This is a genomic window from Phaeobacter sp. HF9A (assembly GCF_011806385.1).
Lineage (GTDB): Bacteria > Pseudomonadota > Alphaproteobacteria > Rhodobacterales > Rhodobacteraceae > Epibacterium.
Window position 1 is genome coordinate 1 of sequence record NZ_JAATOX010000032.1, and the last position, 14,101, is coordinate 14,101.

General features: G+C 64.6%; 17 protein-coding genes and 1 pseudogene. 17 read left to right on the top strand and 1 reads right to left on the bottom strand.

Going from position 1 to position 14,101, the window contains the following annotated elements:
- The 4 genes and pseudogenes from HCZ87_RS08050 to HCZ87_RS08065 all read left to right on the top strand — a co-directional run.
- Positions 1-283 (top strand): annotated as a pseudogene (locus HCZ87_RS08050) (primosomal protein N'); the annotation flags it as partial.
- Between the two features lie 86 nt (positions 284-369).
- Positions 370-1,605 carry an MFS transporter gene (locus HCZ87_RS08055; RefSeq protein ID WP_167643243.1) on the top strand — a complete coding sequence of 412 codons (1,236 nt, stop codon included), beginning with the start codon at positions 370-372 and terminating at the stop codon, positions 1,603-1,605.
- Positions 1,606-1,709: 104 nt separating this feature from the next.
- A complete protein-coding gene (locus HCZ87_RS08060; RefSeq protein ID WP_167643244.1) occupies positions 1,710-2,585 on the top strand; it encodes a 50S ribosomal protein L11 methyltransferase in 876 nt (291 codons plus the stop codon).
- Between the two features lie 104 nt (positions 2,586-2,689).
- Positions 2,690-3,037 carry a hypothetical protein gene (locus HCZ87_RS08065; RefSeq protein ID WP_254868561.1) on the top strand — a complete coding sequence of 116 codons (348 nt, stop codon included), beginning with the start codon at positions 2,690-2,692 and terminating at the stop codon, positions 3,035-3,037.
- Between the two features lie 120 nt (positions 3,038-3,157).
- Here the strand turns inward: HCZ87_RS08065 and HCZ87_RS08070 are convergent, their stop codons facing one another.
- Positions 3,158-3,379: a DUF1127 domain-containing protein gene (locus tag HCZ87_RS08070; protein ID WP_167643245.1), complete on the bottom strand. Its 222-nt coding sequence runs from the start codon at positions 3,377-3,379 to the stop codon at positions 3,158-3,160.
- Between the two features lie 381 nt (positions 3,380-3,760).
- Here HCZ87_RS08070 and ruvC point away from each other — a divergent pair, with 381 nt between their 5' ends.
- The 13 genes from ruvC (at position 3,761) to tilS (ending at position 13,992) form a co-directional block, all read left to right on the top strand.
- The gene (gene ruvC / locus HCZ87_RS08075) at positions 3,761-4,258 is read left to right on the top strand and encodes a crossover junction endodeoxyribonuclease RuvC (protein WP_167643246.1); all 498 of its coding nucleotides are present in this window, start codon (positions 3,761-3,763) and stop codon (positions 4,256-4,258) included.
- Positions 4,255-4,944: a Holliday junction branch migration protein RuvA gene (gene ruvA, locus HCZ87_RS08080; RefSeq protein ID WP_167643247.1), complete on the top strand. Its 690-nt coding sequence runs from the start codon at positions 4,255-4,257 to the stop codon at positions 4,942-4,944. Before ruvC ends, ruvA begins: the two co-directional genes overlap by 4 nt.
- Positions 4,945-5,022: 78 nt before the next feature.
- Complete coding sequence (gene ruvB / locus HCZ87_RS08085; protein ID WP_167643248.1) at positions 5,023-6,042, top strand: Holliday junction branch migration DNA helicase RuvB; 1,020 nt, start codon at positions 5,023-5,025, stop codon at positions 6,040-6,042.
- A gap of 9 nt (positions 6,043-6,051) precedes the next feature.
- Complete coding sequence (locus HCZ87_RS08090; RefSeq protein ID WP_167643249.1) at positions 6,052-6,345, top strand: hypothetical protein; 294 nt, start codon at positions 6,052-6,054, stop codon at positions 6,343-6,345.
- An 87-nt stretch (positions 6,346-6,432) separates the two neighbouring features.
- Positions 6,433-7,092 (top strand): hypothetical protein, encoded by a 660-nt coding sequence (locus HCZ87_RS08095; protein WP_167643250.1) that lies wholly within the window; start codon positions 6,433-6,435, stop codon positions 7,090-7,092.
- Positions 7,089-7,475 carry a tol-pal system-associated acyl-CoA thioesterase gene (ybgC, locus tag HCZ87_RS08100; protein WP_167643251.1) on the top strand — a complete coding sequence of 129 codons (387 nt, stop codon included), beginning with the start codon at positions 7,089-7,091 and terminating at the stop codon, positions 7,473-7,475. The genes HCZ87_RS08095 and ybgC overlap by 4 nt, the downstream gene beginning before the upstream one ends.
- A 116-nt stretch (positions 7,476-7,591) precedes the next feature.
- Positions 7,592-8,287, top strand: coding sequence for a protein TolQ (gene tolQ, locus HCZ87_RS08105; RefSeq protein ID WP_167643252.1), 696 nt, complete (start codon positions 7,592-7,594; stop codon positions 8,285-8,287).
- Positions 8,288-8,290: 3 nt separating this feature from the next.
- Positions 8,291-8,794: a protein TolR gene (gene tolR, locus HCZ87_RS08110; RefSeq protein ID WP_167643253.1), complete on the top strand. Its 504-nt coding sequence runs from the start codon at positions 8,291-8,293 to the stop codon at positions 8,792-8,794.
- Between the two features lie 13 nt (positions 8,795-8,807).
- Positions 8,808-9,953, top strand: a complete 1,146-nt coding sequence (locus tag HCZ87_RS08115; RefSeq protein ID WP_167643254.1) for an energy transducer TonB — start codon at positions 8,808-8,810, stop codon at positions 9,951-9,953.
- A complete protein-coding gene (gene tolB, locus HCZ87_RS08120) occupies positions 9,950-11,275 on the top strand; it encodes a Tol-Pal system beta propeller repeat protein TolB (protein WP_167643255.1) in 1,326 nt (441 codons plus the stop codon). The genes HCZ87_RS08115 and tolB overlap by 4 nt, the downstream gene beginning before the upstream one ends.
- A gap of 103 nt (positions 11,276-11,378) precedes the next feature.
- Entirely contained in the window at positions 11,379-11,882 is a 504-nt protein-coding gene (gene pal, locus HCZ87_RS08125) for a peptidoglycan-associated lipoprotein Pal (protein ID WP_167643256.1), read from the top strand.
- 14 nt (positions 11,883-11,896) lie between these two features.
- Positions 11,897-12,739, top strand: a complete 843-nt coding sequence (locus tag HCZ87_RS08130) for a tetratricopeptide repeat protein (protein ID WP_167643257.1) — start codon at positions 11,897-11,899, stop codon at positions 12,737-12,739.
- Complete coding sequence (tilS, locus tag HCZ87_RS08135) at positions 12,730-13,992, top strand: tRNA lysidine(34) synthetase TilS (protein WP_167643258.1); 1,263 nt, start codon at positions 12,730-12,732, stop codon at positions 13,990-13,992. The genes HCZ87_RS08130 and tilS overlap by 10 nt, the downstream gene beginning before the upstream one ends.
- The last annotated feature ends 109 nt before the right edge of the window (positions 13,993-14,101 follow it).

The following is a 14,101-nucleotide window of genomic DNA, read 5'->3' on the forward strand; positions in this document are numbered from 1 at the left end:
GATGGCGGGGATCATCCTGTCGGGCGGGGATCTGGCGCAGGTCTTTGATCTGGGCAATGCGCTGGCCCGCAACGATGGCCCGCTGCGGCAGGTGGGCGCACAGCTCTATGGGCCTGCGCCCGCGCCGATTTCCCGCATCCGGGGGCGCCACCGGGTGCGATTGCTGGTCAAGGCCGCGAAGGGCGTGCCGCTGCAAGACGCGATTACCCGCTGGACCGCACCGTTCAAACTGCGCGGCGATCTGCGTCTGGCGGTGGATATCGACCCGCAGAATTTCTTCTGATCGGGCCTGAGGCACGGGCCGCCACGGCGGTGACTTGGTACAATTCTCGACTCGCCATGTCGGGAAAAGCGATCTAAAGCCAAGCTATGTTTACCCCGCTCTCCCTTGAACAAGCCCGCGACCTGCCCATCTGGCGCCGTCCGGTCACGCTGCTGTTTCTCATGGCGATTGCCATGCCGATCGCCTTCAACACCTGGTCGGCGCTGCTCAATAACTTCGTGATCGAGGTCGCGAATTTCGACGGCGCGGATATCGGCCTTCTGCACAGCCTGCGTGAGATCCCGGGGTTTCTCTCCTTTCTGGTGATCTTCCTGATCCTGTTTATTCGCGAACAGGTGCTGGGGTTGCTGTCGCTGATGCTCCTGGGCGTGGCCACGGCGGTCACTGCGTGGTTTCCGCATCTGCAAGGCATCCTGGTGATCACCCTGCTGAGCTCGATCGGCTTTCACTACTTCGAGACCGTCAACCAGTCGCTGCAATTGCAATGGCTGCCGCGCGACAAGGCCCCGCAAACGCTGGGCTGGCTGGTCGCCACGGGATCGGCCGCGACGCTGGTGGTCTATGGTGGCATCGTGCTGATGTGGGAGCCGCTCAACCTCTCCTATAATATCGTCTACCTTGTCGCCGGGGGCGCCTGCACCGCTATCGCGCTGTTCTGCTTCTTTGCGGTGCCGCAATATGATGGCCCCACGCGGCAAACCAAAAAGCTTATCCTGCGGCGGCGCTATTGGCTGTATTATGCGTTGCAGTTCATGGCGGGGGCGCGGCGGCAGATCTTTGTGGTCTTTGCCGGGTTCATGATGGTGGAGCGATTTGGCTTTGAGGTGCATCACCTCACCGGGCTCTATCTGATCAACCTGCTGGTCAATATGATCGCGGCGCCATTGCTGGGGCGCTTTGTCTTCCGCTTTGGCGAGCGGCGCACCTTGATTTGCGAATACGTCGGGCTGGCGACCATCTTTGCGCTTTATGGTGGCATCTACTGGTTTGGCTGGGGCGTGGTGCTGGCCGGTGCGCTTTATGTGGTGGATCACGTGCTGTTTGCGCTGGCGCTGGCCTTGAAGACCTATTTCCAGAAAATCGCGGACCCGGCGGATATCGCCCCCACGGCGGCGGTGGCCTTTACCATCAACCATATCGCGGCGGTGGCGCTGCCGATGCTGCTGGGGCTCTTGTGGGTGGTCTCTCCGGCGGCGGTCTTTGCGCTGGCGGCCCTCATGGCGCTGATCTCGCTCAGCCTGTCGCTGCTCATCCCGCGCCACCCGGCACCGGGCAACGAGACCATCTTTTCCCGTTTTGCGGCCCCGGCACCTGCTGAATAGGGCGCGGAACCGGTCTGACCTCTTGACCGCCCATGGCTGGCTCGCGTAGGCGCAGGGCAGCGATCGACCCTTGATGCGCCCCTGTCTCTTTTGGAGTTCCCCAGATGCCCACTTTCACCGCTCTTACCACGCTGACTGGAAAACCTCAGGCCGAGGCGCTGGGCGAGGCGATGGAACGGTTGATCCCGGAACCCACCGGCATTGGCGTGTTCGAGATGGAAGATGGCTCCGGTCTCTGGGAGGTCGGCGGCTATTTCACCGAGGCCCCGGATGAGGCGGGCCTGGCCTTGCTCGCAACACTGCATGGGGCGAAACCCTTTGTGGTGTCGGAACTGCCCGAAACCGACTGGGTCGCTCATGTGCGCCGCGAATTGGCCCCGGTCGAGGCCGGGCGCTTCTTTGTCTACGGCAGCCATGACGCCGACAAGCTGCCCGGCGACAAGATCCCGCTGCTGATCGAGGCGGCGATGGCCTTTGGCACCGGGCACCACGGCACCACTCTGGGCTGCCTCAAGGCACTGGATCACCTGCTGGACGAAGGCTTCTCCGCCGGTCGCGTTGCCGATATCGGCTGCGGTACGGCTGTGCTCGCCATGGCGGCTGCTCGGGTCTGGGAGGACGCAGAGATCCTCGCCAGCGATATCGACCAGGTCGCGGTCGAGGTTGCCGAGGCCAATCTGGCGGCCAATGGCATGAAAGGTGCGGTGACCTGTCTCGAAGCCGCCGGATTTGATGCGCCCGCCCTTGCGGCCGCGGCACCTTATGATCTGATCTTTGCCAATATCCTCAAAGGTCCGCTGGTCGCGCTGAGCCCGGATGTGGCGGCGCATCTGAAAGAGGGCGGCTATGCGATTCTCTCGGGGCTTCTGAACGAACAGGCCGAGGACGTCCTGAGCGTTTATGCACAAAACGGGGTCAATCTGGTCAAACGGAACGAGATTGGTGAGTGGACCACGCTCATTCTGCGCAAAGCCGGGTAGTTCGCCCGAGTTTTAATAGAGTTTTAAGTATCTGCCCCGGTGTTGCCACAATTGACGCCTAACTTCGAACCATCCGCTGGTGGGGGCCAGTTCGGAGTTTCGTGATGAGTAGTCAACACGCAGAATTTTCCAATCGGTTGCGCCGGTTGGAGCGCAAGCAGGCAAGGCCGGGGCAGGTCTTTACCGCCAAGATGCGTTCGGATGGTTTGATTGTCGTCGAACCGCGCCGCGTCGTGCGCTCCCGGATCTCGGGACGCTCTCTTATCCTTTTTGTCTGCGTCATACTGGCGTTCAAGGGCTTCTTGATGGCGACGCTTGGGCCCGCGAACTACGACTATCGGGTCGAAAAGCTGCGGGACGGTTCTTTGGTCGAGCAAGGTGGCGCCTGGATCATGCAGGCCGACCCGGCCTCGGCGATGATTGCCGAGAGGCTCGCGCCTCTGCTGCGCTGAGCCCGCAGAATAGCATCCTGACATGAACAACGCCGCGCCGGACAGGATCCGTAGCGCGGCGTTTCAATTTTGTTTGGTCTCTGCGGCAGGGCGGCCCCGCGCATCGGGGCAGGACGCAGCTTAGCGCAGCGGCGAGTCGACCAGGCCGATGCTCTCCACGTCGCTGCGGATCAGGCCGATGTCAGCCAGTTCCCGATCCGTCAGGCCGGACAGGGCTTTTTTGGCTTGGCGGGAGTCATTCCAGGCCAGGAATGATGCGGTCAAACTACGCACAAGAGCGCCGATACGGCCGATCAGGCCGGAGGTGCCTTGGGCAGTGCGGGTGGTGTCAAATACAGCCATATCCACGTTCTCTCTGGGTTAGTATCTTGTCATGCCGCATTGTCGCGACAGACGGCACATAGAGCTGCACTTCTTGTCCCACAATCGTATTTTTTGCATGGGTCCCATGCGCAAATCGCATATCGAAAGCCGTTGAAAACATGGCGCTTTGAACGATCGGCGCGAATTTGGAAAATCTGTCGCTACCGCTTTTCGGGGTGCCGTTTTTGGATGTCGCAAAACGTACTGTCGCGCTCTCGTTCGTGGAGCGGCCATCCCCTGGGCCGTGTTTGTCCGAGGCGATGTGGCGGAGCGTCACGGGAAAGCAATTGGCTGTGTTCGCGTTTTGTGCTAGTGGCAGGAGGGCAAAGAACAAATAACCGGGCAAAAGGTCGGGCGGGGATGCGAATACTGGGAATCGATCCGGGGCTCCGAACCCTGGGCTGGGGCGTGATCGAGGCGCAGGGCTCCAGGCTCAGTCATGTGGCCAATGGATTGTGCAAATCGGATGGCGATGATCTGGGCGAGCGGCTGTTGTCGCTGCACAATCAGGTCACCGAGATCATCATCGCCTATGCGCCGGATCAGGCGGCGATCGAGCAGACCTTTGTGAACAAGGACGGCGCCGGGACGCTGAAGCTGGGCCAGGCGCGCGGCGTTGCCTTGCTGACGCTTGCCAAGGCCGGCCTGCCGGTTGGGGAATATGCCCCCAACCGGGTGAAGAAAACCGTCGTCGGGGCGGGGCATGCGGAAAAGGAGCAGGTGATGCATATGGTAAAGCTGCAATTGCCCGGCTGCGCCCCAAAAGGCGCAGATGCGGCGGATGCGCTGGCGATCGCCATTTGTCACGCCTATTACGGGGGCAACAGCCCGCGACAACTGAAAGAGGTACGCGCATGATCGGCAAGCTGACCGGACGGCTTGAGTACAAGGCGCTTGATCACGTGATGATCGACGTGCGCGGTGTCGGCTATATCGTCTATTGTTCGGACCGCACCATGGCGGGGCTGCCGCCCGTGGGCGAGGCGGTGCAGCTCTATACCGAACTTCTGGTGCGCGAGGATCTGATGCAGCTCTTCGGCTTTACCTCCCTGGTGGAGAAGGAATGGCACCGGCTGCTGACCTCGGTGCAGGGGGTGGGGGCAAAGGTTTCGCTCGCCATCCTGTCGGCGCTGGGGCCGGATGGGGTGAGTCGCGCGATCGCGCTGGGGGACTGGGCGGCGGTGCAGGCGGCCAAAGGGGTCGGCCCCAAGACCGCACAGCGCATCGTGCTGGACCTGAAAGACAAGGCGCCCGGGGTCATGGCCATGGGCGGCGGGCTTGGCGAGGCCTTGAACGGGCCGGACCTTGAGGCGCTGGTGGAACCCGCAGAGCAGGCGCCGGCGAAACCCGCCCGTAAAGCCGCAGCCAAACCACCCGCCGGCGCGGCGGCGGCATCGGCTGGCGCGCTGTCGGCCTTGGGCAACCTCGGCTATGGCCCGTCCGACGCGGCGGCGGCGGTGGCCGAAGCGGCAGGCAACCATCCCGACGCTGGCGAGGCGGAGCTGATCCGCGCCGCCCTGCGCCTGCTTGCGCCCAAGGCCTGAGAGCCTGGCGCGTGGCCCTGTACACCCTCATATTCCCGCAACAAAGCGGAGCGGGCCACTTGGCCTGTGGAGACCTGAATGATTGATTCTGACCCAACCCTGCGCCCCGATCCCCTGCCCGAGGACAATGACCGCGCGCTGCGTCCGCAAGGGCTGGGCGAGTTCATCGGTCAGGCCGAGGCCCGCGCCAACCTGCGCGTGTTCATCGAGAGCGCCCGTCGGCGGGGCGAGGCGATGGATCACACGCTGTTTTACGGGCCTCCGGGGCTTGGCAAGACAACGCTCGCGCAGATTGTCGCCCGTGAATTGGGGGTGAACTTCCGCATGACGAGCGGTCCGGTATTGGCCAAGGCCGGGGATCTGGCCGCGATCCTGACCAATCTGGAAAGCCGGGATGTGCTGTTCATCGACGAGATCCACCGGCTGAATCCGGCGGTGGAGGAGGTGCTCTATCCAGCGATGGAGGATTTCGAGCTGGATCTGGTGATCGGCGAAGGCCCTGCGGCGCGCACCGTGCGGATCGAGTTGCAGCCCTTTACGCTGGTGGGGGCGACCACCCGCATGGGGCTGCTGACCACGCCGCTGCGGGATCGGTTCGGAATTCCGACTCGGTTGCAGTTCTACACGGTCGAGGAGCTTTTCGAGATCGTGCGCCGCAATGCCCGCAAGCTGGGCGCCCCCGCCGATGACGCGGGCGCGATGGAGATTGCGCGGCGCGCACGCGGCACCCCCAGGATCGCCGGTCGGCTCTTGCGCCGCGTTGTGGACTTCGCGGTGGTTGAGGGCGATGGCACCATTACCCGGGAGCTGGCCGATAGTGCCCTGACGCGGCTGGGCGTGGATCAGCTTGGCCTTGATGGTGCGGACCGGCGCTATCTGCGGCAGGTGGCGGAGAACTACGGCGGCGGGCCGGTGGGGATCGAAACCATGTCCGCCGCCCTGAGCGAGAGCCGCGACGCGCTGGAAGAAGTCATCGAGCCCTATCTCTTGCAACAGGGGCTGATCCAGCGCACACCGCGCGGGCGCATGCTGGCGCAGAAGGCCTGGCAGCATCTGGGTCTCACGCCGCCAAAATCGCAAAGCGATCTGTTCAGCTAGGAGGCCGCGATGCAGGATCTGGAAAAGCTGAGCGAGATGGCGCGTAAAGTCTCTGATATCTATGCGGAGCGCTTTGGGATCGAGCGCGACGCAAGCTGGTATCTCGGCAAGATGACCGAGGAGCTGGGCGAGGTAACCTCCGCCTATCTGAGCCTCGCAGGGCAGACCCGCAAGCCGGGCAGCAAGGCGGCACTGGAAGAGGAGATCGCGGATTTGCTGGGGTTTGTGCTGCTCTTTGCGGATTGGCAGGGGATCGACGCGGGGGCGGCCTTGCTGCGCAAATGGGGGCGCTATCTGGAGTGACAGAAGGGCGGCGCGACTTCTCTCTTGCTGCGGATTTCCTGCCCCCTTAGAAAACGCGCGACCACGGACATCAAACACGAGGCGCCCATGACCGCACTGCTGTCGCCGAAAGAGATCGAAGCGCTGTTCACCCACAAGGATGGCTCCTACGCCTTTGCGCGGTGGGGGCGGCCGATCGCGCCGATTGTCTTTGGCGTCACGGATGAGACCTTGGCGACGATCAAGGGCGCGGTCGAGGCTGTGGCGACGCTGGCTGGGCATCAGATGGCCGAAACCGACCCGGAGCTCGGCGCCAATCTGATGTTCTTTTTCTTCCGCGAGTGGAGCGAGCTTCTGGAGGTGCCGGATCTGGACCGGATGATCCCGGGGCTGGCGCCACTGGTTCAGCGCCTGTCAGACCAGGACGCGAGCCAATACCGCGCCTTTCGTTTCGACGATCAGGGCGGCATCAAGGCGGCTTTTGTCTTCCTGCGCATGAACAAGGACATGGCCAAAGTGCCCGCCGAAACGCTGGCCCTGACCCAGGCGGTGCAGGTGATGCTGCTCTGGGGGGAGCGCGCCTTCGCCGAGATATCGCCGCTGGCGGTGCTGCCGGAGACGGGCAATACCATCCTGCGCCCGGAAATCGCGGGCGTCATCGCTGCCGCCTATGACCGGATGATGCCGGTTGCGGCGCAGGAAGCCAGCCATGCGCTGCGGCTCTTTGCGCGATTGCAGGCAGTGCCGGCGGCGGAGGGCGATGCATGACCCATCGCTTTCCGGTCACGGTATATTACGAAGACACCGATATGGGCGGCGTGGTCTATCATGCCAATTTCCTGCGCTTTATTGAGCGGGCCCGCAGCGATTTTGTCCGCGCCCTCGGCGTCGATCAGAATGCGATGCGCGCGCAGGGCATCGTCTGGGTGGTGACGCGGATCGAGGCGGATTACCTCTCGCCCGCGCGCTTTGAGGACGAGCTGGCGGTTGAAAGCACGGTGGAAAAGATGACGCCTGCGCGGCTGACCATGGCGCAGCAGGTCTATCGGGCAGGGCAGCTGCTGTTTCGCGCCCGGGTCACGGCGGTCTGCATGGACATGCACAGCGGCAAGCCGGTGCGGCTCCCGGCAGAAGTTCGCGCATCTTTGTAACAATCGCGGCCCTGTGATCCTGTTTCCTTGGCATTGCGGCTTGTTTTCCGTTAGCGTCCTGAGCAATTAGGCCGCGCGGTTTGAAATGACGCGGCGACGGACGATAGAGCAGGCATATGGACGCACAAACTCTGGCATTGGCGCAGGAGATTGATTTCTCCATGTGGGCGCTGTTCGCGCGCGCGGGCTTCATTGTGAAGCTGGTGATGATCATCCTGATCGGGGCTTCGGTCTGGTCCTGGGCGATCATCTTGCAAAAACTCATTACCTATCGCGCCGCGCGGCGAGAGGCGCAGATCTTTGAGCGCGCCTTCTGGTCGGGCAACCCGCTGGATGAGCTCTTTGAGGACATCGGCGCCGATCCCGCAGGGCATTCCCAGCGGGTCTTTGCTGCCGGCATGACCGAATGGCGCCGCAGCCACCGCACCGATGGGGCCCTGATCCCCGGCGCGCAGTCGCGCATTGATCGCTCCATGGATGTGGCCATCGCAAAGGAAAGCGAAGGGCTCCAGGGCGGCTTGCAGGTGCTGGCGACCGTGGGGGCCACCGCGCCGTTTATCGGGCTGTTTGGCACCGTCTGGGGCATCATGAGCGCCTTTATCGGCATCGCGGAATCGCAAAACACCAGCCTAGCGGTGGTTGCGCCTGGCATCGCCGAGGCGCTCCTGGCCACCGGGCTTGGCTTGCTGGCGGCGATTCCGGCGGTGATCTTTTACAACAAGCTCTCGGCGGATGCGGATCGGATCATTGGCGGCTACGAGGCCTTTGCCGATGAGTTCGCCACCATCTTCTCGCGCCAGTTGGACAGCTGAGCGATGGGCGCAGCGGTACAGCAAAAGGACGCAGGCGGCGGACGCAGGCGCGGACGGCGCCGGTCGCGGGCCCGGCCGATGGCGGAAATCAACGTCACCCCCTTTGTGGATGTGATGCTGGTGCTATTGATCATCTTTATGGTTGCCGCCCCCTTGATGACCGTCGGCGTGCCGGTGGAGCTGCCCAAAACCGCCGCGGGCGCCTTGCCGGGGGAGGAAGAAGAGCCGCTGACCGTCACCATGACCGCCGGTGGCGGCATTCAGATCCAGACCACCGCCGTGGCGCGCGAAGATCTGGTCGCGCGGCTGCGGGCCATCGCAGCAGAGCGGACCTCTGATCGCGTCTACCTGCGCGCCGATGGGGCCATTGCCTATAGCGACGTGATGCAGGTGATGGGCGCGCTCAACGCGGGCGGTTTTGCCAATGTGGGGCTGGTGACCGATACTGGCGGGCCGTCGCTGGACGGCCAGCCCGCCGCCGCCCAACCTGCGCCGCAGGGCGAGTGACACGGGGGCCGATGTGCAAACCGGCACCAAAATCTCTGTTGCGGCGCATGGGCTGCTGATCACCTGGGCGCTGTTTGGCGGCTGGTTCCATTCCGAACCGCTGCCGATCCAGAGCCAGGATGTCTCGATCATCTCCGCCGAGGACTTCGCCCGCCTCAGCGCGCAGCAGGCCGCACCCGTGGTGGCACCGGAGCCAAGCGCGCCGCAAACGCCCGAGCTGAGCGAGACCACGCCGGATATTCCCGCACGCCCCGACCCGGTGGTCGAGACGCAGCCAGAGCCGCCGGAACCGGTTGCGGCACCTGTCGAGGATCCGCAGCCCGAGCCCCCCGCGCCGGAACCGACGCCCGAGGTGCCCACCATCACCCCGGATGCCCCCGAGGTGCCCGAAATCCTGAGCGACCTGCCGCAAACCGCGGAGCCGGAGACCGCCCAGGCCAATGACCGCGTCGCGCCGGAGCCGATCCAGGCGCCGGAGCCCGACACGCAGGTCGATGAAGTGGTGCAGGAAGAAGTGACCCCGGATGAGGGCGCCGAGGCCAATCAGCCGGTACAGGAGGCCACCGCGCCAGAGGCCGCGAGCGACCGCATCGTGACCGAGGCCGAAGCCGATGAGGCCGAGCCCACCGCGCCGCTGGCCACCGTGCGCCCGCGCAGCCGCCCCAGCCGCCCGACCCCGGTCGAGGAACCGGAAGAGACGGTCGTCGCCGAGGAAACCCCGCCCGAGCCAACGCAGCCGGACCCCGCCCAGGAGGTGGACGAATCCGCCGTGAATGACGCGCTCGCCGAAGCGCTGGCAGGGGCGGGCGAGGTCGAGGCCCCCGAACCTTCCGGCCAGCCGATGACACGCGGCGAAAAGGATGCGCTGCGGGTGGCGGTGTCGCAGTGCTGGAACGTGGGCTCCCTCTCCAGCGAGGCCCTGCGCACCACGGTGGTGGTCGGCGTGTCACTTTCGCGTGAGGGTGTGCCTGATATTGGTTCTTTGCGCATGAAATCCAGCTCCGGCGGCTCGGCAAGCTCCGCCAAACAGGCCTATGAGGCCGCCCGACGTGCCATTATACGCTGCGGATCAAAAGGTTTTGATCTTCCCGCTGACAAATACGCCCAGTGGCGTGATATTGAGATGACGTTTAACCCCGAAGGAATGCGGATCAGATGAGAAACGCGATTGCGACACTACTCCTTGGCCTTGCGATATTGCTGCCTGTGGGGGCGGTTCAGGCGCAGGATGGCCCGCTCAGGATCGAAATCACCGATGGGGTGATTGAACCGCTGCCCTTTGCGGCGCCGGATTTCATCGCCGAGTCGCCCGCTGCCTCGCAGTATGCTACCGATATCGCGCGGGTGATCGCGGCGGATCTTGTGGGTTCCGGCCTGTTCCGCGAGATCCCCAAGGTCGCCTTTATCTCGCCCTATAGCGATTTTGACGCGGCGGTGAATTTCACCGACTGGAAAGCCATCAACGCCCAGGCGCTGATCACCGGTGCGGTCAGCGTCGCGGGGGATCGGGTGACCGTGCGCTTTCGTGCCTATGACGTTTTCGCGGGCCAGGAGCTGGGCTCGGGTCTTCAGCTTTCGGGCACCACCGAGGGCTGGCGCCGGATTGCCCATAAGGTGGCCGATACGATCTATTCACGGCTGACGGGCGAGGGCGGCTATTTCGACAGCCGCGTGGTGTTTGTGTCGGAAACCGGCCCCAAGAACGACCGCAAGAAACGTCTGGCGATCATGGATTACGACGGCGCCAATGTGCAGTATCTGACCAATTCCGACTCGATCGTGCTGGCGCCGCGCTTCTCGCCCACCGGCGACCGGGTGCTTTATACCAGCTACGAGAGCGGCTTTCCGCAGATCCATGTGCTGGATGTGGGCAAGGTGCAGCGCCGGATCCTGTCCTCTGGTGATGGCACCATGACCTTTGCGCCGCGCTTTGCCCCCAATGGCCGGACCATCGTCTATTCCCAGACCGAAGGCGGCAACACGGATCTCTATTCGATGGATATTGACACCGGTAGCAGCCAGCGCCTGACCAGCGCGCCGTCGATCGAAACCGCGCCGTCGTTCTCGCCGGATGGCAGCCAGATCGTGTTTGAAAGCGACCGCTCCGGCACCTCGCAGCTCTATGTGATGCCGACCTCCGGCGGCGAGGCCAGGCGGATCAGCTTTGGCCAAGGCCGCTACGGTACCCCGGTCTGGTCGCCGCGCGGCGACTATGTGGCCTTCACCAAGCAGAACGCGGGCCGCTTCCACATCGGCGTCATGCGCACCGATGGCAGCGAGGAGCGCCTGCTGACCGCATCCTTCCTGGACGAGGGGCCAACCTGGTCGCCCAACGGGCGGGTGATCATGTTTACCCGCGAAACCCAGGGCGCCAACGGTCAGGCGCGGCTCTATTCGGTGGATATCTCCGGGCGCAACCTGAAGCCGGTGAAAACCCCGGATGGCGCCTCCGACCCGTCCTGGTCGCCCTTGCAGAACTGAGAAACCGCCCTTTTGCGCCACGGACTTTGAACCCCGTGGCGCGATGGGGCAGACTATGCTAACACGTCGGTAAGAAATGTCCGATCACACGAGGCGATTTCACATGAGCGGTATCAACAAAGCAATTCTCCTGGTCGCGGGCCTCGCCCTGGCGGCCTGTTCCGACGCCCGTTGGGACGACACCAACTCCGGCAGCGGCGGCGCGGCCCTGGGTGCGGGTGGCAGCCTGGCGGATCCCTCCAGCCCGGCCTATTTCCGCGAGGCGATCGGCGACCGGGTGCTGTTCCTGATCGACCAGTCCAGCCTGACGCCCGAGGCGCAGGGCATTCTGGCTGGCCAAGCCCGCTGGCTGACGGCGAACCCCGATTACATCGTGACCATTGAAGGCCACGCGGACGAGCAGGGCACCCGCGAATACAACCTCGCGCTCGGCGCCCGCCGGGCCAACGCCGCGCGCGAATACCTGCTGTCGCAGGGCGTTGCGGGGCATCGCATCCAGGTGGTGTCCTATGGCAAGGAACGCCCGATCGAGATCTGCTCGGATGAGAGCTGCTATGCCAAGAACCGCCGCGCGGTGACCGTGCTGGCTGGCGGCGCAGTGAGCTGACCCGGATGAGCGGCATGCGGCAGATCCTTCTTTCGACGGCGCTGGTTGCGGTCAGCGTCCTTCCCTCTCTCGCGCAGGAGCGCGATCAGACCCTGGCGGATATCCGGCAGGAGTTGACCGTGCTGCATGTCGAAGTGCAGCGCCTGAACCGCGAGCTTTCGACCACCGGTGCGCCTTCTACATCGTTGGCTGGCTCTTCGGTGCTGGAACGCGTCACCGCCATCGAGGAAGAGCTGCAACGCCTGACGGCCCAGACCGAACAGCTCCAGCATCGGGTGCAGCGGGTTGTCGAGGACGGCACCAACCGTATCGGCGATCTGGAGTTCCGACTGGTGGAACTGGAAGGCGGCGATCTGTCGCAACTGGGCGAAACCTCCACCCTCGGTGGCGAGGTCGAAGGCGAGACCGGCCCCGCCCTTGGCGCGACGCCCGCCCTGCCGGGCGACAGCGACATCGCCGGTGGTGGCGAACTCGCGATTGGCGAGGAGGCGGATTTCAAGGCCGCGATGACCGATCTGGAGGGGCAGAATTATCAGGCCGCCGCCGACAAGCTCGCGACCTTCAAAGAGGCCTATCCCGGCAGCCCGCTGACCGCGCAGGTCGAATACGGTCGCGGCAAGGCGCTCGACGGGCTTGGCGACACCCGCGAGGCGGCGCGGGCTTACCTCGCGGCTTTCACCGGCGATACCACCGGGGTGGTCGCTCCCGAAGCCCTGTTTGAACTCGGCGCTGCGCTGGGGCGTCTGGGGCAGATGGATCAGGCCTGCATCACCCTGGCCGAGGTCTCGGTCCGCTTTCCCAATGATCCGGCTGTCACCGCCGCCGAGGCGGAGCGGTCCAAACTGGCGTGCTCCTGACGCCGACAGAAGCGGCGCTGACGGCAGAGATCCTGCGGCGGATCGGCCCCGAGCTGCCGCCGCGCCTTGGCGTTGCGGTGTCGGGGGGCAGCGACTCCTTGGCCTTGCTCTATCTCATGGCGGCGCTGTGTCGTGACCAGCAAACCGACCTGCATGTGGCCAGCGTTGATCATGGGTTGCGGGCCGAATCACGCCAGGAGGCCGAGACGGTCGCCAGCCATGCCCACCAGCTGGGCCTCTCGCATGACATTTTGACCTGGCAACAGCCCGACACCAGCGGAAACCTGCAAGCGGCGGCGCGTGCGGCGCGATATCGCCTGCTTGCGGAATGGGCGCGCGGGCGCGGCATCGACCAGGTCGCGGTGGGGCACACGGCTGATGATCAGGCGGAAACCGTGCTGATGCGCCTGCGCCGCGCCTCGGGGGTGAGCGGGCTTTCCGCCATGCCGCTGCGGCACCGCCGCGACGGTATCGAGCTGCTGCGCCCCTTGCTGGGGCTGCGCCGGGTGGATCTGCGCGCCTATCTTGACGGCATCGGTGTGCATTGGATCGACGATCCCTCCAACATAGACGGCCGGTTTGAACGGGTGCGGGTTCGCGATGCGCTGCGCACGCTGGAGCCGCTTGGCCTGACGGTCGAGGCGCTGACGGCGGTTGCTGACAATATGCGCATGGCCGATGAGGCGCTGGACCAGATGGCGCGGCGCGCGATGCAGGATCTGGCCCAGGAGCGCCTCGGCGCGGTCGGGCTTGAACGCGAAGGGTTTTTCGGCCTGCCCGAGGAGGTCGCGCGGCGTCTGCTCATCGCGGCCGTTCAACATGTCGTCGGCGGCGCATACCCGCCCCGTCGCAGCCCGGTGCTGGCAGCGCTGAGCGCCCTAATGGCGGGGCGCAGCGCCACCTTGCAGGGCTGCCACATCGTCAGCCAGGGCGGAAAACTATGGCTGTGCCGGGAATATCAGCCCCTGCGCGATCTGCGCTTGCCCATGCCGGGGCAGCGCAGCGCGTGGCTTGACTGGGACGACAGCTGGCGTCTCACATCGCCTGACGCAACGGAACCTGACACAGAGCTGCGTGCCCTGGGCGAGGAGGGGCTGGCGCAGCTTGAGGACTGGCGCCAGCACCATGTGCCGCGCGAGGTGCTCTTGCCGTTGCCATCCCTCTGGCGGGCGGGGCAATTGCGCGCTGTGCCCTTGCTTGATCCGACCACGAAATGGGCTACTCTTTCCTTACGGTCGCCGCTTAACCGCTGATCTGACGGGCCTGCGGACTTTATCGCATTGAACCTCACCGAATGATCCTTATTTTAGGTGCAACTGATGGTCGTCACGTGCTAGTGCCGTGGCGTCCTTGGAATTCTTG

What these genes read in the sequence shown, in the direction of transcription:
- HCZ87_RS08055 (WP_167643243.1), top strand. Translation starts at nt 370, where the DNA reads ATGTTTACCCCGCTCTCCCTTGAACAAGCCCGCGACCTGCCCATCTGG.
- HCZ87_RS08060 (WP_167643244.1), top strand. Translation starts at nt 1,710, where the DNA reads ATGCCCACTTTCACCGCTCTTACCACGCTGACTGGAAAACCTCAGGCC.
- HCZ87_RS08065 (WP_254868561.1), top strand. Translation starts at nt 2,690, where the DNA reads ATGAGTAGTCAACACGCAGAATTTTCCAATCGGTTGCGCCGGTTGGAG.
- HCZ87_RS08070 (WP_167643245.1), bottom strand. Translation starts at nt 3,379, where the DNA reads ATGGCTGTATTTGACACCACCCGCACTGCCCAAGGCACCTCCGGCCTG.
- ruvC (WP_167643246.1), top strand. Translation starts at nt 3,761, where the DNA reads ATGCGAATACTGGGAATCGATCCGGGGCTCCGAACCCTGGGCTGGGGC.
- ruvA (WP_167643247.1), top strand. Translation starts at nt 4,255, where the DNA reads ATGATCGGCAAGCTGACCGGACGGCTTGAGTACAAGGCGCTTGATCAC.
- ruvB (WP_167643248.1), top strand. Translation starts at nt 5,023, where the DNA reads ATGATTGATTCTGACCCAACCCTGCGCCCCGATCCCCTGCCCGAGGAC.
- HCZ87_RS08090 (WP_167643249.1), top strand. Translation starts at nt 6,052, where the DNA reads ATGCAGGATCTGGAAAAGCTGAGCGAGATGGCGCGTAAAGTCTCTGAT.
- HCZ87_RS08095 (WP_167643250.1), top strand. Translation starts at nt 6,433, where the DNA reads ATGACCGCACTGCTGTCGCCGAAAGAGATCGAAGCGCTGTTCACCCAC.
- ybgC (WP_167643251.1), top strand. Translation starts at nt 7,089, where the DNA reads ATGACCCATCGCTTTCCGGTCACGGTATATTACGAAGACACCGATATG.
- tolQ (WP_167643252.1), top strand. Translation starts at nt 7,592, where the DNA reads ATGGACGCACAAACTCTGGCATTGGCGCAGGAGATTGATTTCTCCATG.
- tolR (WP_167643253.1), top strand. Translation starts at nt 8,291, where the DNA reads ATGGGCGCAGCGGTACAGCAAAAGGACGCAGGCGGCGGACGCAGGCGC.
- tolB (WP_167643255.1), top strand. Translation starts at nt 9,950, where the DNA reads ATGAGAAACGCGATTGCGACACTACTCCTTGGCCTTGCGATATTGCTG.
- pal (WP_167643256.1), top strand. Translation starts at nt 11,379, where the DNA reads ATGAGCGGTATCAACAAAGCAATTCTCCTGGTCGCGGGCCTCGCCCTG.
- HCZ87_RS08130 (WP_167643257.1), top strand. Translation starts at nt 11,897, where the DNA reads ATGCGGCAGATCCTTCTTTCGACGGCGCTGGTTGCGGTCAGCGTCCTT.